The 21,972-nt window shown below is 73.5% G+C and carries 18 protein-coding genes and 1 riboswitch; of the genes, 12 read left to right on the top strand and 6 right to left on the bottom strand.

All coding sequences use genetic code 11. The annotated features are described in order from the left end of the window. The first annotated feature begins 24 nt into the window (after positions 1–24). Together ACFQW6_RS00265 and ACFQW6_RS00260 are read left to right on the top strand one after the other, a co-directional pair. Entirely contained in the window at positions 25–2,277 is a 2,253-nt protein-coding gene (locus ACFQW6_RS00265; protein ID WP_378540188.1) for a histidine kinase, read from the top strand. A 49-nt stretch (positions 2,278–2,326) separates the two neighbouring features. Continuing rightward, on the top strand, positions 2,327–2,971 hold the full coding sequence (locus ACFQW6_RS00260) for a response regulator (protein WP_378540187.1): 645 nt from the start codon (positions 2,327–2,329) through the stop codon (positions 2,969–2,971). A 21-nt stretch (positions 2,972–2,992) separates the two neighbouring features. Here the strand turns inward: ACFQW6_RS00260 and ACFQW6_RS00255 are convergent, their stop codons facing one another. From ACFQW6_RS00255 to ACFQW6_RS00245, 3 genes are read right to left on the bottom strand one after another with little or no spacing between them, the layout of a single operon-like run. Next, a complete protein-coding gene (locus ACFQW6_RS00255) occupies positions 2,993–3,916 on the bottom strand; it encodes an LCP family protein (RefSeq protein WP_378540186.1) in 924 nt (307 codons plus the stop codon). Then, complete coding sequence (locus ACFQW6_RS00250) at positions 3,913–4,536, bottom strand: hypothetical protein (RefSeq protein ID WP_378540185.1); 624 nt, start codon at positions 4,534–4,536, stop codon at positions 3,913–3,915. The genes ACFQW6_RS00255 and ACFQW6_RS00250 overlap by 4 nt, the downstream gene beginning before the upstream one ends. Positions 4,537–4,558: 22 nt before the next feature. Continuing rightward, the gene (locus tag ACFQW6_RS00245; protein WP_378540184.1) at positions 4,559–6,160 is read right to left on the bottom strand and encodes a N,N-dimethylformamidase beta subunit family domain-containing protein; all 1,602 of its coding nucleotides are present in this window, start codon (positions 6,158–6,160) and stop codon (positions 4,559–4,561) included. A gap of 168 nt (positions 6,161–6,328) precedes the next feature. Here ACFQW6_RS00245 and gatC point away from each other — a divergent pair, with 168 nt between their 5' ends. From gatC to ACFQW6_RS00200, 9 genes are all read left to right on the top strand, one after another. Beyond that, the gene (gatC, locus tag ACFQW6_RS00240) at positions 6,329–6,628 is read left to right on the top strand and encodes an Asp-tRNA(Asn)/Glu-tRNA(Gln) amidotransferase subunit GatC (RefSeq protein WP_268112728.1); all 300 of its coding nucleotides are present in this window, start codon (positions 6,329–6,331) and stop codon (positions 6,626–6,628) included. After that, the gene (gene gatA / locus ACFQW6_RS00235; RefSeq protein ID WP_378540183.1) at positions 6,628–8,157 is read left to right on the top strand and encodes an Asp-tRNA(Asn)/Glu-tRNA(Gln) amidotransferase subunit GatA; all 1,530 of its coding nucleotides are present in this window, start codon (positions 6,628–6,630) and stop codon (positions 8,155–8,157) included. Before gatC ends, gatA begins: the two co-directional genes overlap by 1 nt. A 1-nt stretch (position 8,158) precedes the next feature. After that, on the top strand, positions 8,159–9,667 hold the full coding sequence (gatB, locus tag ACFQW6_RS00230) for an Asp-tRNA(Asn)/Glu-tRNA(Gln) amidotransferase subunit GatB (RefSeq protein ID WP_378540182.1): 1,509 nt from the start codon (positions 8,159–8,161) through the stop codon (positions 9,665–9,667). A 153-nt stretch (positions 9,668–9,820) separates the two neighbouring features. Then, positions 9,821–11,233 carry a prenyltransferase/squalene oxidase repeat-containing protein gene (locus ACFQW6_RS00225; protein ID WP_378540181.1) on the top strand — a complete coding sequence of 471 codons (1,413 nt, stop codon included), beginning with the start codon at positions 9,821–9,823 and terminating at the stop codon, positions 11,231–11,233. Positions 11,234–11,352: 119 nt separating this feature from the next. Further along, positions 11,353–11,492, top strand: a riboswitch (cobalamin riboswitch). 74 nt (positions 11,493–11,566) lie between these two features. After that, positions 11,567–13,432, top strand: coding sequence for a hypothetical protein (locus ACFQW6_RS00220; RefSeq protein ID WP_378540180.1), 1,866 nt, complete (start codon positions 11,567–11,569; stop codon positions 13,430–13,432). Beyond that, complete coding sequence (locus tag ACFQW6_RS00215) at positions 13,429–14,589, top strand: hypothetical protein (protein WP_378540179.1); 1,161 nt, start codon at positions 13,429–13,431, stop codon at positions 14,587–14,589. The genes ACFQW6_RS00220 and ACFQW6_RS00215 overlap by 4 nt, the downstream gene beginning before the upstream one ends. A gap of 6 nt (positions 14,590–14,595) precedes the next feature. Continuing rightward, positions 14,596–15,696, top strand: a complete 1,101-nt coding sequence (locus ACFQW6_RS00210; protein ID WP_378540178.1) for an energy-coupling factor transporter transmembrane component T — start codon at positions 14,596–14,598, stop codon at positions 15,694–15,696. A 26-nt stretch (positions 15,697–15,722) separates the two neighbouring features. Then, positions 15,723–17,324: an ABC transporter ATP-binding protein gene (locus ACFQW6_RS00205; RefSeq protein WP_378541043.1), complete on the top strand. Its 1,602-nt coding sequence runs from the start codon at positions 15,723–15,725 to the stop codon at positions 17,322–17,324. Continuing rightward, positions 17,321–18,145, top strand: coding sequence for an ECF transporter S component (locus ACFQW6_RS00200; RefSeq protein ID WP_378540177.1), 825 nt, complete (start codon positions 17,321–17,323; stop codon positions 18,143–18,145). Before ACFQW6_RS00205 ends, ACFQW6_RS00200 begins: the two co-directional genes overlap by 4 nt. A gap of 27 nt (positions 18,146–18,172) precedes the next feature. Here ACFQW6_RS00200 and ACFQW6_RS00195 read toward each other — a convergent pair whose 3' ends face one another. Genes ACFQW6_RS00195 through ACFQW6_RS00185 form a run of 3 tightly spaced genes read right to left on the bottom strand, consistent with a single transcriptional unit; the run spans position 18,173 to position 20,809 of the window. Further along, positions 18,173–19,324: a PQQ-dependent sugar dehydrogenase gene (locus ACFQW6_RS00195; protein WP_378540176.1), complete on the bottom strand. Its 1,152-nt coding sequence runs from the start codon at positions 19,322–19,324 to the stop codon at positions 18,173–18,175. Then, complete coding sequence (locus tag ACFQW6_RS00190; RefSeq protein ID WP_378540175.1) at positions 19,321–20,232, bottom strand: DMT family transporter; 912 nt, start codon at positions 20,230–20,232, stop codon at positions 19,321–19,323. Before ACFQW6_RS00190 ends, ACFQW6_RS00195 begins: the two co-directional genes overlap by 4 nt. A gap of 13 nt (positions 20,233–20,245) precedes the next feature. Then, a complete protein-coding gene (locus ACFQW6_RS00185) occupies positions 20,246–20,809 on the bottom strand; it encodes a PadR family transcriptional regulator (RefSeq protein WP_378540174.1) in 564 nt (187 codons plus the stop codon). 62 nt (positions 20,810–20,871) lie between these two features. On the opposite strand from ACFQW6_RS00185, the gene ACFQW6_RS00180 reads away from it, so the two are divergent. Next, a complete protein-coding gene (locus ACFQW6_RS00180) occupies positions 20,872–21,972 on the top strand; it encodes a WD40/YVTN/BNR-like repeat-containing protein (RefSeq protein WP_378540173.1) in 1,101 nt (366 codons plus the stop codon).

The following is a 21,972-nucleotide window of genomic DNA, read 5'->3' as shown; positions in this document are numbered from 1 at the left end:
CGTACGCGGGGGCACGATGCCTCCATGGCGCGCACCAGCAGGCTGCTCGTGCTCGCAGTGGCCTGGGCGGTGCCGGTCTGCTGGACCGTCCTCGCGCTGCTGGCTGGGCCGTCCGACGGCACCAGCCTCTCCTCGAAGCTGCTCCCGACGGCGGGCGCGCGCTGGGACGACACGGTCCGCGTGCGGGCCACCTACGGCGAGACAGCGCTGCGACCGGGGGACGAGGTCCAGGCCGTCGACGGCCGCGCGCTGGACGACTGGGCGGACGACACCGGCGACCTCGCCGGCGTACGACGCGAGGTGGGCGACGTCGTCCGCTACGAGGTCCGCCGTCCCGGGGCGGGACTCGACCTGATCCAGCAGGTCGACGTGACGCTGCACCGCTACCCGTTCGCCGCGGCGGTGCGGGCCGCACCCCAGGTCGTGCTCCTGCCGGTCCTGCTGCTCGTGCTCGGCTCGCTCGTCTTCTGGTCGAGGCCGTCGGCAGCGCCTGCGTGGGCGTTCCTCGTCGCTGCCGCACTGCTGCCCGCGACCCTGACGTCCACTCCGCTGGGCCTCGGCGTCGTCGATCTCGCTGGTGCCCGTGGCACCTGGCCAGCGGTCGTCGGCGAGGCGATGGCCACCCTCGGCCTCGTGGCGCTGATGCTCGCTGTCGCGCTCCTGACCCGGCCGGAAGGCCGCGGCCGGTGGGTGACGGCAGCGCTGCTCGCCGCGCCCGCCGTGGGGTACGCCGTCTGGGTGGCCGCGCTCTCCGACGGGGCCGATTCGGCGCTGGAGCGGCAGTGGGTGCTGGCGACCGTCTGGGCGCCGGCGCTGTGGGCGGCGGTCCCGGCGCTGCTCGTGATCGCGACGCTCGCCCACCTGCGGGCCCGCGGGCGGTCCGACGTGCTGGCCACCAGGCTCGCCCTCCTCGGTGTCGGCGCGGGTGTCGGCGCGGGGCTGGTGCTCGGCCCCGTCCCCGACGCCCTCAGCGGCGCGCCGTTGCTGAGCGAGGACGTTCTCGTCCTGTTCGGTGGCGGGCTCGCCGTCGCCTGTGTCGCGGTGGCCGCGGGGCGCTACCACCTCGGCGAGATCGAGCCGCGGGTCCGCCGCGGGCTCGTCCAGGCGCTGGTGCTGGTCGTCGTGGGAGCCGCGTTCGCCGGCGCGGTGCGGGCGGTGGACGCCGCGGCGGACATCTCCGCCGGCTCGATGCTGGCCGGTGGGCTGCTGGCGCTGCTGCTCCTGCCCGCGGGCGTCGCGGTCCAGCGGACCGTGCGGAGGGTGGTCTACGGCGACCGGGAGTTCCCGGACCGGGTGGTGTCGGAGCTGCGCCGGCTCGACGCGCTGACCGCTCCCGAGGACGCGCTGGGGGAGGCCCTCGAGCTCCTCGCCCGTCGCCTCCACCTGTCCTACGCGGCCGTCGACGTGCTGGCCACGCCGACCTCCGGACCGATCGCCGCCGCGGTCGGCACCCCGACGGGCACGCCCGCGACCGTCGACCTCTCGGTCGGTGGGACCACGGTGGGACACCTCCGGGTCGAGGTCGACGCCGGCCACGACCCGTTCGGACCGGGGGACCGGCGGCTGTTGGAGGACGTGGGGACCCAGGTCGGCGCCCTCGTGCAGGCGGTCACCGCCAACCGTGAGCTCCAGGTCTCGCGGCAACGGCTGGTCGCGGCGCGGGAGGAGGAGCGGCGGCGGCTGCGGCGCGACCTGCACGACGGCCTCGGCCCCTCGCTCGCCTCGCTCGCGATGCGCCTGGAGGCGGCCTCCGATCTCATCGACGACGACCCCGAGCAGGCGTCGAACCTGGTGTCACGACTCTCCGACCAGGCCCGCGAGGGCATCGGGGAGGTACGACGGCTCGTGGAGGGACTGCGACCACCGGCGCTGGACCAGCTCGGGCTGGTCTCGGCGCTGCGCCACCGGGCCGCCGAGCACGGCTCCGCCGGGGCCGGGGTGCCTTGGACCGTGGAGGCCGCCGACGACATCGAGCCGCTTCCCGCCGCGGTCGAGGTCGCCGCCTACCGCATCGTCGTCGAGGCGGTGACCAACGTGCAGCGTCACAGCGGCGCCGACCGGTGCGTCGTACGCCTGGCGCGCGAGGACGGCGACCTGCACATCGACGTCTTCGACACGGGATCGGGGCTGGCTCCCGACCGCCGCCCGGGTGTAGGCCTGTCCTCGATGCGGGAGCGCGCCGAGGAGCTCGGCGGATCCTTCGAGGCGGGTGACCGCCCCGGCGGCGGCACCGTGGTCCAGGTGCGGCTGCCGCTCGACCAGGGACCACCAGCGTGAGCAGAGCAAGCGTGAGCAGAGCAAGCGTGAGCAGAGCAAGGAGGAGCCGATGGACGGCCACCGGGTGTTGATCGCCGACGACCACGACGAGTTCCGACGCGGCCTGGAGGCCCTGCTGGCCGCGACGCCTGACGTGGAGGTGGTGGGCACCGCCTCGGACGGCGCGATGGCGATCGCGCTGGCCCTCGACCTCCAGCCCGACGTGGTGCTGATGGACCTGCACATGCCGCGGGTCAACGGCATCGACGCGACCGCGCAGATCGTCGCCTCCTCACCCCACATCGGGGTGCTCGTGCTGACGATGATGGAGGACGAGGAATCGGTCTTCGCCGCGATGAGGGCCGGCGCCCGGGGATACCTCCTCAAGGGCGCGCGCCGGGGCGAGATCCTGCGTGCCGTGCAGGCCGTGGGTGCCGGGGAGGTGATCTTCGCCCCCGGTGTCGCCGACCGGGTGATGGACTACTTCCTGGGCGTGCGCAACCGGCCGGTCGCCGACGCCTTCCCCGACCTGACCGAGCGCGAGCGCGTCGTGCTCGGCCTGATCGCGGAGGGCAAGGAGAACGGCGAGATCGCGCGACAGCTCGGGCTGTCGGTCAAGACGGTCCGCAACCACGCCAGCAACATCTTCGCCAAGCTGCAGGTGGCGCACCGTGCGCAGGCGATCGTCAAGGCACGCGAGGCTGGCCTGGGCTGAGCGCCGCCCGGACGCGCCGGGTCAGCCGGCCCCGTCGCGGCAGCCGCCCTGGAGCCGCGCGTCGTCCTGGGCGTCCTGCCCGACCGCCCGCGCCTGGTCGGTGTCGGGGTAGACCACCGAGGCGCCGTTCTCCACCCCGAACGTGCCGACGATGATGCAGGCGTCCGTGCGACCCGGGTCGACCGTCGTCAACGCCTGCACGAGCCGATAGACCTGCGCGGGCGACATGTCGGTCTGCAGCCCGCCCAGGGCGGACAGCGTGACCGCCTCCATGAAGCCGGCCTCGTCCTCAGCGTCGCGCAGCCGCTCGAGCACACCGAGGAGCAGGCGCTGGTGGTTGGCCGCACGCTCGAAGTCGCTGCCGTCGGGGAGCGTCTCGCGGGTCCGGGCGTAGTAGAGCGCTTCGTCGGGGTCGAAGGTGTTGGGGCCACGACGCACCTGCACGTCGCCCTCCTCGGTGGTGAAGGCCAGCGGCGAGTCCACCCGGACGTCGCCCACGGCGCCCATCATCGACAGGAAGCCCTCGAAGCCGGTCACCACGACGACGTCCGGCTCGATCCCGAGCAGGTCGTCCACCTCGCGCGCGACCCCCTCCGGCCCCTCGTCGCGCAGCGCGGTGTTGAGGCGGGCACGGCCGTCGCTCATCTCGACGTAGAGGTCACGGGGGAGGCCGATGGCGACGGCCCGGCCCGTGTCGAGGTGCACGCCGATGAGCTGGATCGCGTCCGTCAGGCCGGTCATCACGTCGTCGCCGGCGGCTGCCTCGGAGCCGAGGGCCAGGACCCAGACGATGCCGTCGCCCGCGTCGACGGCCTTGGCGGTGCCGATGGTCGTCAGGCTGATGCTCGTCGGGTGCACCGAGGCGGCCGGCACGACGAGCGCGGCACCGGTGAGGACAGCCACCAGCGTGGTGACGCGTCGCAACCACCTCGCGCTCCCTCTCATGCCCCGCCTCCCGACTCCGCCTCGGCGGGTGTCTCGCCGCCGTCGTCGAACCTGACGTCGTAGCCGAAGATGGACCAGGAGTCGTCGTCGGCCACGAGCATGAAGCGCCCGTCGAGCACCAGAGGTCGCGTCGTGCCGTCCTCCATCGTCGCGTCGAAGGCGAAGTGCACCTCGGCCGTCCCGCCGAGCACGTCGCCCGCCTGGGTCAGGAACGAGAGCCGGGCGTCGAGGTCGGTGGCGCGCACGGCGGTCGCGTCGCGCGCCGTGGCCGCGGTGAGCTTGTCGATGTCGCGGGTCGCCTTGCGCGCGGCCACGCTGGTGAAGGGCTCGAAGGCCTGGACGAACTCCTGACGGGGGAACTCGCCGAGGAAGGCGGCCACCACGTAGTCGGAGAGGACGTCACCGACGGCCCCCTCGACCTCGGTGCGGGTCTGCTCGTCGAGGCGCTCGGCACCGGTGACCGTCTGCACGCGCAGCGCCGCGGACTCGGCCGTCGGGCTCGGCTCGTCGTCGGGCGGGCTGCCCGTCGAGCAGCCCGCGGCGAGCGCCGCGAGGACCGCGACGCCGGCGCGGACGATCCAGCCGGCGCGGCGTCGAGGGGAGCCCATGGCGATCATCATGACCGACGCAGCCTGACCTGTCTCAGCTCGCCGGGACCGTGTTGACCGTGGAAAGGTCGAACTCCTCCACGTTGTCCCGGGCCGGGTGCCGGGAGCCGACGGGGCCGCGGGCGAACTCCGTGACCAGGGTGCCGGTCACCGTCCGGGTGAACTCCTGCGTGGCGGCGCCGAGCGGGCGCTCGCACCGGTCGACCATCGCGCAGCCCCAGCGGAGCGTGCCGGCGTTGAACACCCCGGCCCCCGAGCCGGCCGTGTAGTAGACCGACTGGGTCGTGGTGGTGACGCCCCGGCAGGAGTACGGCGAGTGGCTGAGGACCTGCAGCGGCCGCGGCAGCCGGCCGTCCGGGTAGACCCGGTCGGCCTCGGGCCCGACCAGGCCGTGCACGTGGTCGCCCCGGCGGACGCCCGTGCCGCGGAACCCCCACCAGCCCGGGCTGGCGACGACGTAGTCGGTGTCGACGGGGTAGCACTCGTACTGCATCCCCAGCAGGTCGTGCTCGGGGCGCGGCACGGGCGGCTCACGGAACATCGCCGTCGCCTCGACGGACCCCTGCGCGTAGAGCGGGTCGAGGTGCGCGGAGTGCCGGTAGCCGACGACCACCCGGGCCGGACCCTCCGTGCCGGGCTCGAGGCGGATCCGCCAGTACATCGTGTTGGCGCCCAGGAAGGCCAGGTTGGTCCCGGCGTCGCGGGCCCCGAGGACGACGTCGCGCATGGTGTTGGTCCAGTACTCGTCGTGCCCCATCGAGACGTAGCCGCGGGCGCCCTCGAGTGCCGTCGGCGTCGTGTGCAGGTCGACGTTCGTGAAGTAGGACAGGGGCACCCCGGTGCTCTCCGCCCGCACGACGACCGGGATGGCGGCCGTGCGGTAGTCGTTGGCACCGGTCGCGCCGTTGTAGGGCCGGTCGAAGCTCACCGCGTGGCTCGGGGCGTCGCCGTTGGCGCCGGCGTACAGGCTGTAGCCGCCCCACTCGTTGTAGGCCTGCCACGTGGTGACGGGCGCGACCAGCGCGACGGTGCCCTTCGCCGACTCGGAGGTCACCACGTACGGCACCTGGGTCTCCCACCCGGTGTCGGTGCGCAGCCGGAAGACGTAGAAGCCGGGCGTCCACGTCGAGGTGTCGACGGTGAGGTCGCGGTCCCAGGGCGCGACCACCGTCCGCCGCTCGTACGACGAGTAGCGCGGCGCCGACTGCTGCCGGCCCCGCCGGAAGCCGGACTCCCACACGAACAGACCGGTGCCGCCCTCGTAGGACCCGATCCGGAACGCCGCCGCCTCCCAGCCACCCTCGGTGGTGGACAACTTCAGGCCCACCCGCGTGCCCGGGACGCCGCTGGCGCGCGTGGTGTAGGCCGCGAGCTCGCCGTGGAAGGAGGTCCGGCTCACCCGCCAGTCCTCCGAGCCGCGCGGCTCGGGGGCGGGCTCCGGCTCCGCCTGCTCGGTCGCCTCGGTGTCCGCCTGCGCCCGCGGGAGGCCGATCGCCGCCCCTCCGTCCCCGCCGCCGTCCCCGCCGGCGTCACTGCCCGCGTCACTGCCCACGTCCCTGCCCGCTCGCTCGGCCGAGGCGCACCCGGTCCCCAGCACCAGGACCGCCACCACGACCGTCGCCCACCGTGTCCGCATCGCCATCTCCTCGGCCGTGGCGTCGGAGGGTCCCGTCGCCGTGAGGACGACGTTCGTCCGGAGGCACCTCCCGGCACATGGGGCGGCGATCCCGGGAGGTCGGGACGATCAGGACCGCGGTCCCGACCGGGCGCCGGAGCCAGGGGGCGGGGACCTAGGATCAACCCCATGCCTGAGATCTCCCGGGACGAGGTGGCCCACCTGGCCATGCTCGCCCGCATCGACCTCTCCGACGCCGAGCTCGACCACCTGGCGCCCCAGCTGAGCGTCATCCTCGAGTCGGTGGCCTCGATCAACGGGGTCGCGGGTGACGACGTGCCGCCCACCTCGCACGCCCTCCCGCTGACCAACGTGTTCCGCGAGGACGTCGTGGTCCCGGGCCTGACGGCCGAGGAGGCGCTGTCCGGCGCCCCGGCCGTCGAGGACCAGCGGTTCTCCGTCCCGCGGATCCTCGGCGAGGAGGCGTGATGAGCGACCTGACCCGCAGCACGGCTGCCGCGCTCGCCGACGGCCTCGCCGCAGGCGAGGTGACCTCCGTCGAGCTCACCGAGGCCCACCTCGACCGGATCGACGCCGTGGACGGATCCGTCCACGCCTTCCTGCACGTCGACCGTGACGGCGCCCTCGCAGATGCCGCCGACTCCGACGCCCGCCGGGCCCGCGGCGAGGCACGCGGTCCGCTCGACGGCGTACCGGTCGCGGTGAAGGACGTCCTCGCCACCCGCGGTCTGCCGACCACCTGCGGCTCGAGGATCCTCGAGGGATGGGTCCCGCCCTACGACGCCACCGTCGTCTCGCGGCTGCGCGACGCCGGCCTGCCGATCCTGGGCAAGACCAACATGGACGAGTTCGCGATGGGCTCCTCGACCGAGCACTCCGCCTACGGCCCCACCCGCAACCCGTGGGACCTCGACCGCATCCCGGGCGGCTCCGGCGGCGGCTCCGCGGCCGCCGTCGCCGCCTTCGAGGCGCCGCTCGCCATCGGCACCGACACCGGCGGCTCCATCCGCCAGCCCGGCGCCGTCACCGGCACCGTCGGCGTGAAGCCGACCTACGGCGGCGTCTCCCGCTACGGCCTCGTGGCCCTGGCCAACAGCCTCGACCAGGCCGGTCCGGTCACCCGCACCGTGCTCGACGCGGCGATGCTCCACGACGTGATCGGCGGCCACGACCCGCGCGACTCCACGTCGATCCGGCAGGAGTGGCCCTCCTTCACCGAGGCGGCGAGGGCCGGCTCGGCCGGCGACATGAGCGGTGTGAAGGTCGGCGTCATCACCGAGCTGGCCGGCGAGGGCTGGCAGGCCGGTGTCATGGCGCGCTTCCAGGAGTCGGTCGACCTGCTGGTCGAGGCCGGCGCCGAGGTCGTCGAGGTGTCGTGCCCGTCGTTCGTGCACGCCCTCGCCACGTACTACCTGATCCTCCCCGCCGAGGCGTCCAGCAACCTCGCGAAGTTCGACGCGATGCGCTATGGCCTGCGGGTGACCCCCGAGGGTAACCCGAGCGCCGAGGAGGTGATGCGCGCGACCCGTGACGCCGGCTTCGGCGACGAGGTCAAGCGCCGCATCATCCTCGGCACGTACGCGCTGTCCAGCGGCTACTACGACGCCTACTACGGCCAGGCCCAGAAGATCCGCACCCTCATCAGCCGCGACTTCGACGCCGCGTTCGCCGACGTCGACGTGCTCGTGTCGCCGACCGCCCCCACCACGGCGTTCAGGCTGGGGGAGAAGCTCGACGACCCGATGGCGATGTACCTCAACGACCTCGCCACCATCCCCGCCAACCTCGCCGGGGTCCCGGGGATCTCGGTCCCCAACGGCCTCGCCGAGGAGGACGGCCTGCCCAGCGGGTTCCAGGTGCTCGCCCCCGCCCTGGCCGACGACCGCGTCTACCGCGTCGGCGCGGCGCTCGAGGCCATGTACGCCGACCAGTGGGGCGGCCCCCTGCTCGACAAGGCACCCGCCCTGGCCGGCGCCGCGACCGCCGAGGTGAACTGACGTGACCGAGACCCTGATGCCCTTCGACGACGTCCTCGCGGCCTACGACCCCGCCCTCGGCCTCGAGGTCCACGTCGAGCTCAACACCGCATCGAAGATGTTCTGCGGGTGCCCCGCCGTCTTCGGTGGCGAGCCCAACGCGGGCACCTGCCCGACCTGCCTGGGACTGCCCGGTGCCATGCCGGTCGTCAACGGCAAGGCGGTGGAGTCGGCCATCCGCATCGGCCTCGCGCTCAACTGCGACATCGCCGAGTGGTGCCGGTTCGCCCGGAAGAACTACTTCTATCCGGACATGCCGAAGAACTTCCAGACGTCCCAGTACGACGAGCCGATCTGCTTCGACGGCTTCATGGACGTCGACATCCAGAACGACGCCGGAGAGACCGAGACGTACCGCGTCGAGATCGAGCGCGCCCACATGGAGGAGGACACCGGCAAGTCGCTGCACGTCGGCGGCTCCACCGGCCGCATCCACGGCGCCGACTACTCACTGGTCGACTACAACCGCGCCGGCATCCCCCTCATCGAGATCGTCACCCGCCCGATCCTGGGCGCGGGGGAGAAGGCACCCGAGGTCGCCAAGGCGTACGTCGCGCAGCTGCGCGAGCTGATCGTGGCGCTCGGCGTCTCCCAGGCCCGGATGGACCAGGGCAACCTGCGCGCCGACGTCAACCTCTCGCTCTCCCCGAAGGGCAGCGGCACCCTCGGCACCCGGACCGAGACGAAGAACGTCAACTCGTTCCGGTCGGTCGAGCGCGCCGTGCGCTACGAGATGCAGCGCCACGGGGCGATCCTCAGCGGCGGCGGCTCGATCCTGCAGGAGACCCGCCACTGGCACGAGGACACCGGCATCACCACGAGCGGCCGGGAGAAGTCCGACGCCGAGGACTACCGCTACTTCCCCGAGCCCGACCTCGTACCCGTGGCCCCGAGCCGCGAGTGGGTCGACGAGCTGCGCGGGACGCTGCCGGAGAACCCGACCGTGCGTCGCGCACGGCTGCAGGCCGAGTGGGGCTTCAGCGACCTCGAGATGCGCGACACCGTCGGTGCCGGCGCGCTCGGGCTGGTCGAGGAGACCATCGCGGAGGGGGCGGCCCCGCAGGCCGCCCGCAAGTGGTGGCTCGGCGAGCTCGCCCGCCGCAGCAACGAGGACGGCGTCGACATCGTCGACCTGCCGATCACCCCGGCCGACGTGGCCCGCATCCAGGCGCTGGTGGACGAGAAGGTCGTCAACGACAAGCTCGCCCGTCAGGTCTTCGAGGGCGTGCTCGCGGGCGAGGGGACCCCGGACGAGGTCGTGGAGAAGCGCGGCCTGGCCGTGGTGTCCGACGACGGCGCGCTCGGTGCCGCGGTGGACAACGCGATCGCCGCCAACCCCGACGTGGCGGACAAGATCCGCGACGGCAAGGTCGCCGCCGCGGGGGCCCTCATCGGCGCGGTGATGAAGGAGATGCGCGGTCAGGCCGACGCCGGCCGGGTCCGCGAGCTGATCCTGGAGAAGCTCTCCTGACCCGATCTGGGGAGCCCCCGCACTTTCCCTGCTGTCTAGACAACTTGTTAGGGTCCTCGCGAGTCACATTGGTCACATCACCAACCAACGCTCGCACCACGGGGACTGACGGCTGCGTGCCGTCGTGGGGTTCCCGCGAGCGGGAAGGAAGTCATGCACCATTCCCTCAAGCCCATCCGGAGCGCTGCCGTCGCCCTGTCGACCGCGGCCCTCACGGCCGGGGTCCTCGCCGCTCCGCCTGCCTCAGCGGAGCCGACGCCCGCCCTGCGCGCGGCCAGGGCTGCCGCCCCTGCCACTGACAGCACGCCCTCCACGATCGCCGCGGAGTGGATCGCAGGCGAGCTCACCAACGGGCTGGTCGTCGGCAAGCTCGGACCCGACTTCGGACTCACCATCGACACCGGGATGGCCCTCGCGACCGTCGCCGGCCAGGGCGGCACGGTCACGGCGATCAACAACGCCCTCGAGCCGCGCATCGCCGAGTACGTCGGTGACGGCACCAAGGAGTCGTACGCCGGCGCGACCGCCAAGGCCGCCGCGTTCGCGCGTACGGCGAAGAAGAACCCCACCAGCTACGGCGGGCGCAACCTGATCGCGGAGCTGGAGGCCCGCACCGCGGACGCCACCACCGGCACGGCGCCGAACACGACGCCCAACCCGCTCGCGGGTCGCATCTCGGACAAGTCCGAGTTCGGCGACTTCGCCAACGTGATCGGCCAGTCCTACGCCGTGCGCGCGCTGTCGCTGGCCAACTCGCAGGAGGCGGGCGCCGCGCGCGACTTCCTGCTCAAGCAGCAGTGCGCCTCGGGCTACTTCCGGCTGGACTTCGACAAGCCGGCGACCCCGAGCCAGTCGTGCGCCGAGGGTGTGGCCGGGAGCGAGGCCGACCCCGACGCCACGTCGCTCGCGGTGATCAACCTGGTCGAGTCGCGCGACAACAGCCCGGCGGTCAAGGAGGCCCTCGCCAAGGCGGGTGGCTGGCTGGCCGCGCGCCAACGTGGCAGCGGTGCGATCCGCGGTGGCACCGGGACGGCGCAGATCAACACCAACTCCACCGCCCTCGGCGGCTACGCCATGGGGCTGCTCAAGAACCGCGGCGCAGCCCTCAAGGCCGCCCTGTGGGTGCGCAAGAACCAGCCGGTCGACAAGTACAAGTGCCGCACGGCGCTGACGAAGGACACCGGAGCGGTGGCCTACCGCAAGGAGAAGGCCACCGAGGCCAAGACCACCGGCATCCCCGCCGACGGTCGTGACGAGTGGCGCCGCGCCACCGCCCAGGCGATCCTCGGCCTGCAGTTCGCCCCGGCCAGCAAGGACGAGCTGCGGATCGTGTCGGCGCGACGTGAGGCGCGTGCGGGGGACAGCGTGCAGTTCCGCGTGTACGGCCTGGCGCCCAGCGAGAGCGCCTGCCTGCAGGTCAAGGGCGACTTCGTCCGGGTGAAGGGCAAGAAGTCGGGCGACAAGATCGTGCGCAAGCTGCAGCTGCCTGCCGGCAACCAGCGGAGGGTCGCGCTCGTGAAGACCTCGGACGACGAGGCCCGTACGTCGCTGCGCGTGCGCAACTGACGCGTAGCTGATCAGCGCTCCACCCACCACCAGCACCACCCCCTCGGCCCGGCGTCCACAGAACTGATCTCGTGGCGCCGGGCCGAGGTGCGTCCGCGGACCGACGGGGGTTACGCTTCGCACGCCGCACCCGCCCGGGTCGGCACCACACACGCCCGAGGCGGGGAAAGCCGGTCCGAAACCGGCGCTGACCCGCAACCGTGGGCACGGGAGCGATCCCGTGCGAGCCGGAACACCCACCTCGACGCGTCTTTATCACCATCGCTGTCGAGGAATGCAGCGGGGCGAGCCGGTGCATTCCGCCTCCCTCGTTGTCGCAGCGAGGAAGGAACCATGAAGTTCTCCGCGTCGAGGACCGCCCTGTCGGGTCTCGCTCTCACGGTCGCCGCCACCGCGCTGGCGCAGCCCCTGCTCGCTCCCGCGGCCCAGGCCGCGACGGACGTCCCGGCCACCAGCGCCGCGCGCGCCGGCACCGGGTGGCTCGCCACCCAGCTCACCAACGGTGTCATCCACAACGACACCTTCGACTTCGACGACCTCGGCATGACGATGGACATCGGGCTCAGCCTGGACGAGGTCGGTGGTGACCAGGCCATGGTCCGCCAGATCCGCTCGGCGCTCTCCACGCGGATCAAGGAGTACGCCGCGCCGTCCGCGACGGAGCGCTACTCCGGCTCGCTGGCCAAGTCGCTCGTCTTCGCCCAGGTCTCCGGCGCCGACCCGCGGACCTACGGCGGGCTCGACCTCGTCGCGGAGACGGAGGCGCGGGTGACCGGCAGCGGTCCGAGCGCCGGTCGTCTCGCCGACCTCTCCGCCTACGGCGACTACGCCAACAGCTTCGGCCAGGCGCTCGCCGTGCGCGGCCTGTCGGTGGCCGGCTCCGCGAAGGCCGCCGCAGCGACCGACTTCATGCTGAAGCAGCAGTGCTCGTCGGGCTACTTCCGGGTCTTCTTCACCACCGACGCGGCAGCGGCCGACCAGTCGTGCGTCGAGGGCACCGACCCCACCGACACCGACACCACCGCGTTCGTCGTCAACCAGCTGGCCGCCACCTCGCCGCGCTCCGCAGCCGTGGACGCCGCGATCGCCAAGGCGGTCGCCTGGCTCGCGGCCACCCAGAAGGCCGACGGCTCGTTCGTCGGCAGCACCTTCACGCCCGACCCCAACACCAACAGCACCGGGCTCGCCGCCAGCGCGCTCGCGGCGGCCGGGACCTGCGAGCAGGCCGGCCGCGCAGCCGAGTGGGTCAGCTCGCTCCAGGTCGGTGCTCAGCCCGCCGGCTCGCCGCTGGCCGGCGAGGAGGGCGCCCTCGCCTACGACAAGGCTGCGATGGACAGCGCCGCCGTCGGCGGCATCGGTGCCGGCCGTGACCAGTGGTGGCGCGCGACCGTCCAGGCCGTCGCCGGCCTGACGCACGCCCGCGGGGCCGCCAAGGCGCTCACCGTGACGTCGTCCGGCACCGCGCCCGGCAGCACCGCGACCCTCACCGCGACCGGTGGTGCCGTCGGTGACCGGTTCTGCCTCACCGGCCCCGGCATCCAGGGCAGCCGCACCGTCGTGGTCGGCTCCGACCGCACGCTGACGAGCAAGGTCGTCCTGCCCGCCGCGTCCGGCGCGGCGACGTACGCCCTCACCGGCCGCGACGGCGCTACCACCCACACCGTCGCCGTGCAGCCCGACGCCGCCCGGGGCTCGGTCGCCGGGGTGCGCCTCGTCGGCCCCGCGGGCTTCCGCAAGGCCGGCAGCAAGGTCGCCCTCGAGGTCGTCGGCGCCGCGCCCGGCGCCCGCTTCGTCCTCCGCGGCCCCGGCCTCGCGGACACCACGGTCGTGGCAGCCTCGGACGGTGTGCTGACCCGCGTCGTCACCCTTCCGAAGACCACGACGACCGCGGCCTACGTGCTCGTCGGGTCCGACGGCCAGGTCGGCGACAACGCCCGCGTGCTCGGCAGGCGCACGCTCAAGGTCTCCACACGCGCCAGTGACGGTCCCCGCACCCGCGTGCTGGTCCGGCGCCTCGCCGCCCGGGAGAAGGTCAAGGTGATCATCGCCGGACGCACGCTCGCCAAGGGACGCGCCAACGCCAAGGGCCGGTTCCTCACCCGCGTCGCCCTGCCGGACGGCCGGGCCAAGGTGCGCGTGCGCGCCGCGGGCCAGTTCCCCGCCCTGCGCTCCGGCTCCACGAGCGTGACGCTGCGATGACGACGTACGCCGTGCGCCGTGTGCTCATCGCGCTCCTGCTGGTGGCCGCCCCGGGGCTCGTCCTCGGGTCGGCCCCCGCGGCGAGCGCCGCCACGTGCGCGACCTCGGGCGGCGTCAGCGTCGTGGTCGACTACCGCGAGCTCGGCGGCGGCACCGTCACCGCCTGCTCGGCCGACGGCGGCGGCAAGAGCGCCGCGGCGGTCTTCGCCTCCGTCGGTGTCGACATCACCTACGCGACCCGCCAGCCCGGGTTCGTGTGCCGCGTCAACGGTGTCCCCACCAGCGACCCGTGCGTCAACACCTCGCCGTCCAACGCCTACTGGGGCCTGTGGTGGGCCGACGGCTCCAAGGCGTCCTGGACGTACTCGTCCTACGGCGTCGGCTCGCTGACCGTCCCGGCCGGCGGCTCGGTCGCCTGGTCGTGGCAGCAGGACCGCGCAGCCGGGAGCAGCGTGCCTCCCGGTGTCGCGCCGCCCGTGACGAAGACGGCGACGCCCACGTCGACGCCCTCGCCCACGCCGACGTCCTCCCCGTCCCAGCCGTCGTCCCCGAGTCCCTCGCCCAGCACGGGCGGCGGGTCAGGGAGCGGCAGCGGGACGGGCTCGGGCAGCGGCTCGGGCAGCGGCTCGGGCGGTGCGTCCCAGCCCAGCAGCCCGTCCTCGCCGACCGGTGGCTCGGGTGGCTCCGGCGGCTGGGGCTCCAGCCCCTCGTCGAGCCCGTCCAGCCCGTCGACGTCCTCGTCGCCCTCCTCGTCGCCCTCCGCGTCGCCCTCCTCGTCGGGGACGCCCTCCCAGTCGCCGATGCCCAGTGAGTCTCCAGGAGACTCACAGCGCAGTGCCGGCCCGGGCGAGGCCGGCACGAAGGGCGGCAACGACTCCGGGAAGGGGCCCGGCAAGGGCTCCGACACGGGGTCCGAGAAGGGCTCCGACGGCGGTGAGTCTCCCAGCGACTCACCCACCAGCGCCGGGGGCGACCCCTCCGGCTCCGCCTCTGAGTCTCCGGGGGACTCAGTGCCGAGCGCGTCCTCGGAGGCGACCGACCCGCAGGCGGACAGTCCCGCCCGGGTGCCGGCCGCCCTCACCTGGGGCGTGATCGGGCTTCTCGTGGTCGCCATCGCGGGGAGTGCGGTCCTGGCGCGTCGCAGACGGGGGGTCTGACGCGCCGTGACCGGACCGACGGCCCTGCCGCGTGACCTGCACCCGCTCGCCTGGTGGGCGTGGGCGATCGGGTTGGCCACGGCAGCGTCCTTCACCACCAACCCGCTGTTGCTGCTCCTCATCATGGGGTCGGCGACGGTGGTGGTGATGGCCCGTCGGTCCGGTCACCCCTTCGGCCGGTCGTTCCGGCTCTACGTGCTCCTGGCGCTGTTCACCGTGGTGATGCGGGTGGTGTTCCGGCTGATCTTCGGCGGCCAGGAGATCGGCCACGTCCTCCTGGACCTGCCCGAGATCCCGCTGCCGGACTGGGCAGCCGGGATCCGGCTGCTCGGCCCGGTGACCAGCGAGGCGCTTCTGGCCGGCTTGTACGACGGGCTCCGGCTCGCCGCGATCATCATCTGCGTGGGTGCCGCCAACTCGCTGGCCAACCCCAAGCGCGTGCTCGCCTCCGTGCCGCCGGCGCTCTACGAGATCGGCACCGCCCTCGTCGTCGCGGTGACGATCTTCCCGCAGCTCGCCGACAGCGCCCGACGGGTCCGGGCCGCGCAGGCGCTGCGCGGCGGCGCGACCAGCGGTGTCGGACGACTCCAGCGCTTCCTGGTGCCGGTCCTCGAGGACGCTCTCGAGCGCTCCCTGGCCTTGGCGGCCGGCATGGACACCCGCGGCTACGGTCGCTCCGGCGGCGCGACCGTGCGCGAGCGGTGGGTGACCGGGTCGCTGCTGCTCCTCGCCCTCACCGGCATCTGCGTGGGGACGTACGCCTGGCTCGACCCCACCGCCCCCCAGGTCCTCGCGCTGCCCATGCTCGGTGCGGGGGTCGCGGTCGCGGTCCTCGGGCTGATCAGCGCCGGACGGCGCGTGCAGCGCACCCGCTACCGGCCCGACCCGTGGCGCGGGGCCGAGCTGTTCACCGTCGGTGTCGGCATCGCTGTCGCGGTGCTGGGCTACTACCTCAGCCACACGCAGCTCGTCGTCGCCTACCCCGGCGTGACCGTCGCGCCGTACCTGTCACCGCTCGCCCTCGCGCTCGGCGTGCTCGGCGCGCTGCCGGCCGTCGCGACCCCGGTCCCCGCCACTGCTCCCGTCCGACGTGAGGTGACGGCGTGAACGGCCAGGGAGTGAGCGGCCAGGGCGTGATCGAGCTGCGCGACATCGGCTTCCGCTACGCCCAGCACCAGGTGCTGGACGGCGTCGACCTCGTCCTCGAGGAGGGCGAGCTGGTCGTCGTCTCGGGCCGGACCGGAGTCGGCAAGTCCACGCTCCTCGGCATCGTCACCGGCCTGGTGCCGCGCTTCACCGGCGGGGTCCTCACCGGCGACGTCCTGCTCGACGGGCGCAGCATCGTCGACCAGCCGCCGCGCGAGCGGGCGCACCTCGTCGGGTACGTCGGTCAGGACCCGCTCGCCGGCTTCGTCGCCGACACGGTCGAGGAGGAGCTCGCCTACGGCATGGAGCAGCTGGGCACCGCTCCGGAGACGATGCGCCGCCGGGTCGAGGAGACGCTCGACCTGCTGGGCATCGCCGACCTGCGCTCGCGCGACCTGCGCACCCTCTCGGGCGGCCAGCAGCAGCGCGTCGCGATCGGGGCGGTGCTGACCACGCACCCCCGCGTGCTGGTGCTCGACGAGCCCACCTCAGCCCTCGACCCGACGGCGGCCGAGGAGGTCCTCGCGACCATCACCCGGCTGGTCCACGACCTCGGCCTGACGGTGATCCTCGCGGAGCACCGGCTCGAGCGCGTGGTCCCGTTCGCCGACCGGATCTGCCTCGTCACCGGTGACGGCGGCATCCGGGTCGACGACCCCCGCGAGATCCTGGTCGACTCGCCGGTCGCCCCGCCGCTCGTCGAGCTGGGCCGCCTCGCCCGATGGGACCCGCTGCCCCTCACCGTCCGTGACGCCCGGCGCCAGGCCCGCTCGCTGCCCGCGATGGCCCCGCCCGAGCCGCAGTCGCCTCTGGCGACCGCCCCGCTCCTGGTCGCGCGGGGGGTGACGGTGGTGCACGGCTCGCACGTCGCCGTCCGCCAGCTCGACCTCACGCTGTCCCCCGGACGGGTCACGGTCCTCATGGGCCGCAACGGCTCTGGCAAGTCCAGCCTGATCTGGGCGCTGCAGGGCTCGGGCAGGAGACGGTCGGGGACGATCGACGTGGCCGGCGACGACCCGGCCGATCTCGCGCCCGCCGAGCGGCGTACGCACGTCGGGCTGGTCCCGCAGACCGCCGCCGACCTGCTCTACCTCGAGACGGTCGCCGACGAGTGCGCCGCGGCCGACCTCGGCGCCGCCGCCGGGCCCGGGACCTGCCGCGGCCTGCTCGACCGGCTCGCCCCCGGTGTCGACGACGCCATCCACCCGCGCGACCTCTCCGAGGGACAGCGGCTCGCGCTCGCGCTGTCCATCGTCCTCACCGCCCGGCCGCCGGTGGTGCTGCTGGACGAACCGACCCGCGGCCTCGACTACGCCGGCAAGGCGGAGCTGGCGCGCATCGTCGCCGACCTCGCCGCTGACGAACACGCCGTCCTCCTGGCCACCCACGACGTCGAGTTCGCCGCCCACGTCGCCGACGAGGTCGTCGTGATGGCCGAGGGCGAGATCGTGTCGCACGGCACGCCGCGGCGGGTGCTCGCCGAGTCGCCGTCGTTCGCCCCGCAGGTCACCAAGGTCCTCGGACCGCCGTGGCTGGTCGTCGAGGAGGTCGCGGCGGCGCTGGCGCGGGCGGGGGCGGGACGCGCATGAGCATCCTCGAGCGCACCCGTACGACGACCTCGCCGGAGGTCGCGCTGCCGATCGGACCGCGGACGGCCGCGGTGCTGGTCCTCGCCTCCGTCGTCGGCCTGATGATGCTGTGCTGGCCGCTGCTGCTGGTGGCCCAGCCCGGGGACCGGGTCGAGCCGCCCTTCATGTTCCTCGCGCTGCTCCCGCTCGTGATGGTCGTCGTGCTCGCCGAGATGGGGGAGGGCGGCATGGACTCACGCGTGCTCGCCGTCCTGGGAGTCCTCTCGGCGATCAACGCGGTGATGCGCGGGCTGGGCGCCGGGACGGCCGGCATCGAGCTGGTGTTCTTCCTCCTCGTGCTGGGTGGTCGCGTGTTCGGGGCCGGCTTCGGCTTCGTCCTGGGCTGTACGTCGTTGTTCGCCTCCGCCCTGCTGACCGCGGGCGTCGGTCCGTGGCTGCCGTTCCAGATGATCTGCGCGGCCTGGGTCGGCATGGGCGCGGGCCTGCTGCCGCGGCGGGTGAGCGGCCGCGCCGAGATCGGCATGCTGGTCGCCTACGCCGTGGTCGCGTCTTACCTCTACGGCATGCTGATGAACCTCAGCTTCTGGCCGTTCACCCTCGGCATCGTGGTTCCCGGCCACGAGGGCGCGCTGGCGTACGTCGCCGGGGCGCCGGTGCTGGAGAACGCCCACCGGTTCCTCATCTACACCCTGCTGACCTCGACCGGCGGCTGGGACACCGGGCGCGCGATCACCACGGGCATCGCGATCGCCGTGCTCGGCCCGGCGATCCTCACCACGCTGCGCCGGGCGGCGCGGCGCGCCGTCGTACGACCCGGCTGACGTCCGCGGCGTCCGCACCCGCCTTGGTCAGGGCTGGACGCGGAGGATTCGGTCGTCGGCCGGCCTAGGCTCGCCGCGCCCGTCGCGGTTGGAGGTGGTCAGCCAGAGCAGCCCGTCGGGAGCGACGGCCACGGTGCGCAGCCGCCCGTACTCCTCGCCGAAGAACGCCCGCGGCTTCGACGCCTTCCCGTCGGAGACCGCGATGCGCCACAGGCGCTGCCCACGCAGGCCCGCCATCCACAGGTGGCCGTCGGTGAAGGCCAGGCCGCTCGGCGAGGCCTGGTCGACCGGCCACACGAGCTGCGGGTCGATGTACGACTCGCCGCCGCCGGCGCCCTCGACCTGCGGCCAGCCGTAGTTGCCGCCCTTCTCGACGAGGTTGAGCTCGTCCCACTCCGAGTCGCCGAACTCCGAGGCCCACAGGCGCCCGTCGTCGTCCCACGCGAGGCCCTGCACGTTGCGGTGGCCCAGGGACCACACCGGCGAGTCGGGGTCCGGGTTGCCGGGCGCGGGGTCCCCGTCCGGGGTGATCCGGAGGATCTTCCCGGCCAGGCTGCGCGGGTCCTGGGCCAGCTCCGGGTCGCCGGTCTCGCCGGTCGTGACGTAGAGGTGGCCGTCGGGGCCGAAGGCGATGCGCCCGCCGTCGTGGATGAAGCCGGCCGGGATGCCGTCCAGGACGACCGTCGTGCGTCCGAGCCGAGCGCCGTCGAGCTCGGCGCGGACGACCCGGTTGTCCGTGTCGGTGGTCAGGTAGAGGAACAGCGTCCGGTCGGTCTCGAAGTCCGGGGACACGGCGACGCCGAGGAGGCCGGCCTCACCCTGAGGTGCGGCCTCGGCGACCGTGCCGAGCGGCGACACCTCGCCGTCGGTGCCGATGCGGTCCACGCGCCCGGAGATCCGCTCGGTGACCACGGCCTGGCCGTCCGGCAGGAAGTCCACGCCCCACGGCACCTCGAGTCCTTCGACGAGCGTGTCGACCACCTCGGGCGGACCGCCGGGAGACCCGGACGGTGCCCCCGCCCCGGACTCGCTGTCGGTGGGGGTGTCGGTGGGGGTGGGCTGGCTCGGCAGGTCGGTGGGCTGGGTGACGCGCGGGATCGGCTCGGCGTCGGTGCCCGAGCACCCAGCGACAGCACCGAGCGAGAGGACCAGCGAACCGACGGCCAGTCGCGATCTCATGTCGCCAGTGTGCCGGGTGCGGCCGAATGCTCCTCGCCACGGTGGCCGGGGTGCTCCCCGGGCGCCGACCCGGAGCGGGTCGCCCCGATCGATGCGGCGACGACGCAGCCGATGGCCAGCCACTGGACGGGGGACAGGTGCTCCTGCAGCACCACGATCGCGGCGAGCGCCGCCGCGGCCGGCTCGAGGCTCATCAAGATGCCGAACACCGCGGGCCGCAGGGTGCGCAGCGCGACGAGCTCGCAGCTGTAGGGGATGACCGAGCTGAGCAGCCCGACGAGCGCACCGATCAGCAGCACGCGGCCGTCCCACAGCGACGCACCCGCGCTCAGCACTGCGGGCAGGGTCATCGCTCCCGCGGCGATGAGGCTCGCCACGGCGAGACCGTCGAACCCTGCCCACCGCCGCCCGGTGCTCGCGCTCAGGAGGATGTACGCCGCCCACGCGGCCCCGGCGAGGAGGGCGTACGCGACACCGACGAGGTCGAGCCCGGTCCGCTGGAAGCCGAGGAGGGCGACCCCGATCGCGGCCAGCAGCACCCACACGAGGTCGCGGGCGCGCCGCGAGCCGAGGAGCGCCAGGGACAACGGGCCGATGAACTCGATCGTCACGGCGATGCCGAGCGGGATGCGCGAGAAGGACTGGTAGATCGCCCAGTTCATCGTCGCGAGGCTGGCGCCGAAGCCGACCACGACGAGCCAGTCGCGCTGCGTCCGGCCGGTGAACCGCGGTCGAGCGACGGCGGCGAGCACCAGCGCGCTGGTCACCAGGCGCAGCCACACCATCGCGGTGGGGGAGATCTCCCCGAACAGGCCCTTGGCGATCGCCGCGCCGAGCTGCACCGAGAGGATCCCGACCATCACCAGGCCGACCGGCCCGAGCACGGTCGGGCTCGGTCGCTGGGTCACCGGGCAAGCCTATTCAGCCCGGTGCGTCGCCCTCGAGGCTGTCCAGCGCACGGCGGGCGTGGCGACCCTCGGCGGCGAAGTAGTCGAGTCCCCAGTCGGCGACCAGCGCGGGGAAGCGGAACGGCTCTCCCGGACGGTCCGCTCCCCGCAACGCCTCCCGTACCTCGGCGAGGTCGGTCGTGGCTCGCTCCAGCTCGTCGAGGTAGTCCACCAGCATGCGACGGGTCTGCCCGGGCTCGCTCGCGTGGGCGATGAGCAACCGCAGCAGCACGGGGTGCTTGAGGACGGGGAACCCGGCCGGCGTCTGGTCCATCCAGTCCCTCAGCGCCTGCTGGCCCGCCTCGGTGATGGCGTACGTCGTCACCTCGCGGCCGTCGTCCGGTCGCGCGTCCGCCCGCACCAGTCCGAGCCCGGTGAGGCGTCGCAGCTCGGTGTAGATCTGGCTCATGGCGGGAGAGACCCAGTAGAAGCGGAGTGTGACGTCGGCGCGCTGCTTGATCTCGTACCCCGTCAGCTCGTCGCCGAAGGTGAGGAGGCCGAGGATCGCGTACCCCGTCACCGGGACGTCTTGACTCATCGCCCTCCGAGAGTAGTGTTCCTAATCGGAATAGTCACAATCTCGCCGTCGCGGAGGCCCAGATGTCGCGCACCCTGCTCATGGTCGGAACCCGCAAGGGCATGTGGCTCGGGACCTCGGACGAGTCCCGCACCGCGTGGGACTGGACCGGCCCGCACTTCCCGATGGAGGAGGTCTACTCCGTCATGGTGGACACCCGCGGCAGCACGCCGCGGCTGCTGGCGGGCGCCTCGTCGAGCTGGCTCGGCCCGCAGGTCTGGCGTTCCGACGACCTCGGAGCGACGTGGGACGGGACGCCCAACGGCGCGGCCCGCTTCCCCGAGGACACGGGCGTCGCGCTGGCCCGGGTGTGGCAGCTGCAGCCCGGCACCTCGGCCGACGGCGGCGACGGCGTCGTCTGGGCGGGCACCGAGCCGGGCGCGGTCTTCCGGTCGGAGGATCGGGGCGAGACGTTCTCGCTCGTCCGCGGCCTCTGGGACCACCCGCACCGATCGGAGTGGAACGCGGGCTTCGGCGGGCAGGCCTTCCACACGATCCTGCCGCACCCCTCCGACCCCTCACGCGTGCTCGCGGCGCTGTCCACGGGCGGGGTGTACGTCACCGAGGACGGCGGCTCGACGTGGAACGCGTCGAACACCGGGGTGAAGGCGGAGTTCTTCCCCGGCGAGCGCAACTACCCGGAGTTCGGCCAGTGCGTGCACAAGGTCGCCCGCGACGCCGCTGATCCCGAGCGGCTCTACCTGCAGAACCACGGCGGTGTCTACCGCTCCGACGACGGCGGTGCCTCCTGGCAGGACATCGCCCCGGGGCTGCCGACCGAGTTCGGCTTCGCCATGGTGGCCCACCCGCACCGGGCGGACACGGCGTACAACTTCCCGATCACCGGTGCCGAGGCGCGCTGGCCCGTCGACGGTAAGGCCCGGGTCTACCGCACCACCGACGCCGGCTCGTCCTGGGAGCCGCTCGGGGAGGGGATCCTGCCCGACGGCTACTACACCGCCGTCATGCGCGACGCCCTCTGCGCCGACGACCACGACCAGCCGGGCCTCTACTTCGGCGGCCGCAACGGCGGCGTCTGGGCCTCGCCCGACGAGGGTGCGTCGTGGCAGGAGATCCACAAGGACCTGCCGGACGTCCTCGTGGTCCGTGCCGCGCGGATCTGA

It is taken from the genome of Nocardioides sp. GCM10028917 (genome assembly GCF_042666175.1).
Taxonomy (GTDB): domain Bacteria; phylum Actinomycetota; class Actinomycetes; order Propionibacteriales; family Nocardioidaceae; genus Nocardioides.
The sequence above is the reverse complement of the archived record's forward strand: the minus strand, read 5'-3'. Positions and strand labels throughout refer to the sequence as shown.

Excerpts from the sequence above, each read along its gene's own strand:
- ACFQW6_RS00265 (WP_378540188.1), top strand. The coding sequence starts at position 25 with ATGGCGCGCACCAGCAGGCTGCTCGTGCTCGCAGTGGCCTGGGCGGTG.
- ACFQW6_RS00260 (WP_378540187.1), top strand. The coding sequence starts at position 2,327 with ATGGACGGCCACCGGGTGTTGATCGCCGACGACCACGACGAGTTCCGA.
- ACFQW6_RS00255 (WP_378540186.1), bottom strand. The coding sequence starts at position 3,916 with ATGAGAGGGAGCGCGAGGTGGTTGCGACGCGTCACCACGCTGGTGGCT.
- ACFQW6_RS00250 (WP_378540185.1), bottom strand. The coding sequence starts at position 4,536 with ATGATGATCGCCATGGGCTCCCCTCGACGCCGCGCCGGCTGGATCGTC.
- ACFQW6_RS00245 (WP_378540184.1), bottom strand. The coding sequence starts at position 6,160 with ATGCGGACACGGTGGGCGACGGTCGTGGTGGCGGTCCTGGTGCTGGGG.
- gatC (WP_268112728.1), top strand. The coding sequence starts at position 6,329 with ATGCCTGAGATCTCCCGGGACGAGGTGGCCCACCTGGCCATGCTCGCC.
- gatA (WP_378540183.1), top strand. The coding sequence starts at position 6,628 with ATGAGCGACCTGACCCGCAGCACGGCTGCCGCGCTCGCCGACGGCCTC.
- ACFQW6_RS00225 (WP_378540181.1), top strand. The coding sequence starts at position 9,821 with ATGCACCATTCCCTCAAGCCCATCCGGAGCGCTGCCGTCGCCCTGTCG.
- ACFQW6_RS00220 (WP_378540180.1), top strand. The coding sequence starts at position 11,567 with ATGAAGTTCTCCGCGTCGAGGACCGCCCTGTCGGGTCTCGCTCTCACG.
- ACFQW6_RS00215 (WP_378540179.1), top strand. The coding sequence starts at position 13,429 with ATGACGACGTACGCCGTGCGCCGTGTGCTCATCGCGCTCCTGCTGGTG.
- ACFQW6_RS00200 (WP_378540177.1), top strand. The coding sequence starts at position 17,321 with ATGAGCATCCTCGAGCGCACCCGTACGACGACCTCGCCGGAGGTCGCG.
- ACFQW6_RS00195 (WP_378540176.1), bottom strand. The coding sequence starts at position 19,324 with ATGAGATCGCGACTGGCCGTCGGTTCGCTGGTCCTCTCGCTCGGTGCT.
- ACFQW6_RS00185 (WP_378540174.1), bottom strand. The coding sequence starts at position 20,809 with ATGAGTCAAGACGTCCCGGTGACGGGGTACGCGATCCTCGGCCTCCTC.
- ACFQW6_RS00180 (WP_378540173.1), top strand. The coding sequence starts at position 20,872 with ATGTCGCGCACCCTGCTCATGGTCGGAACCCGCAAGGGCATGTGGCTC.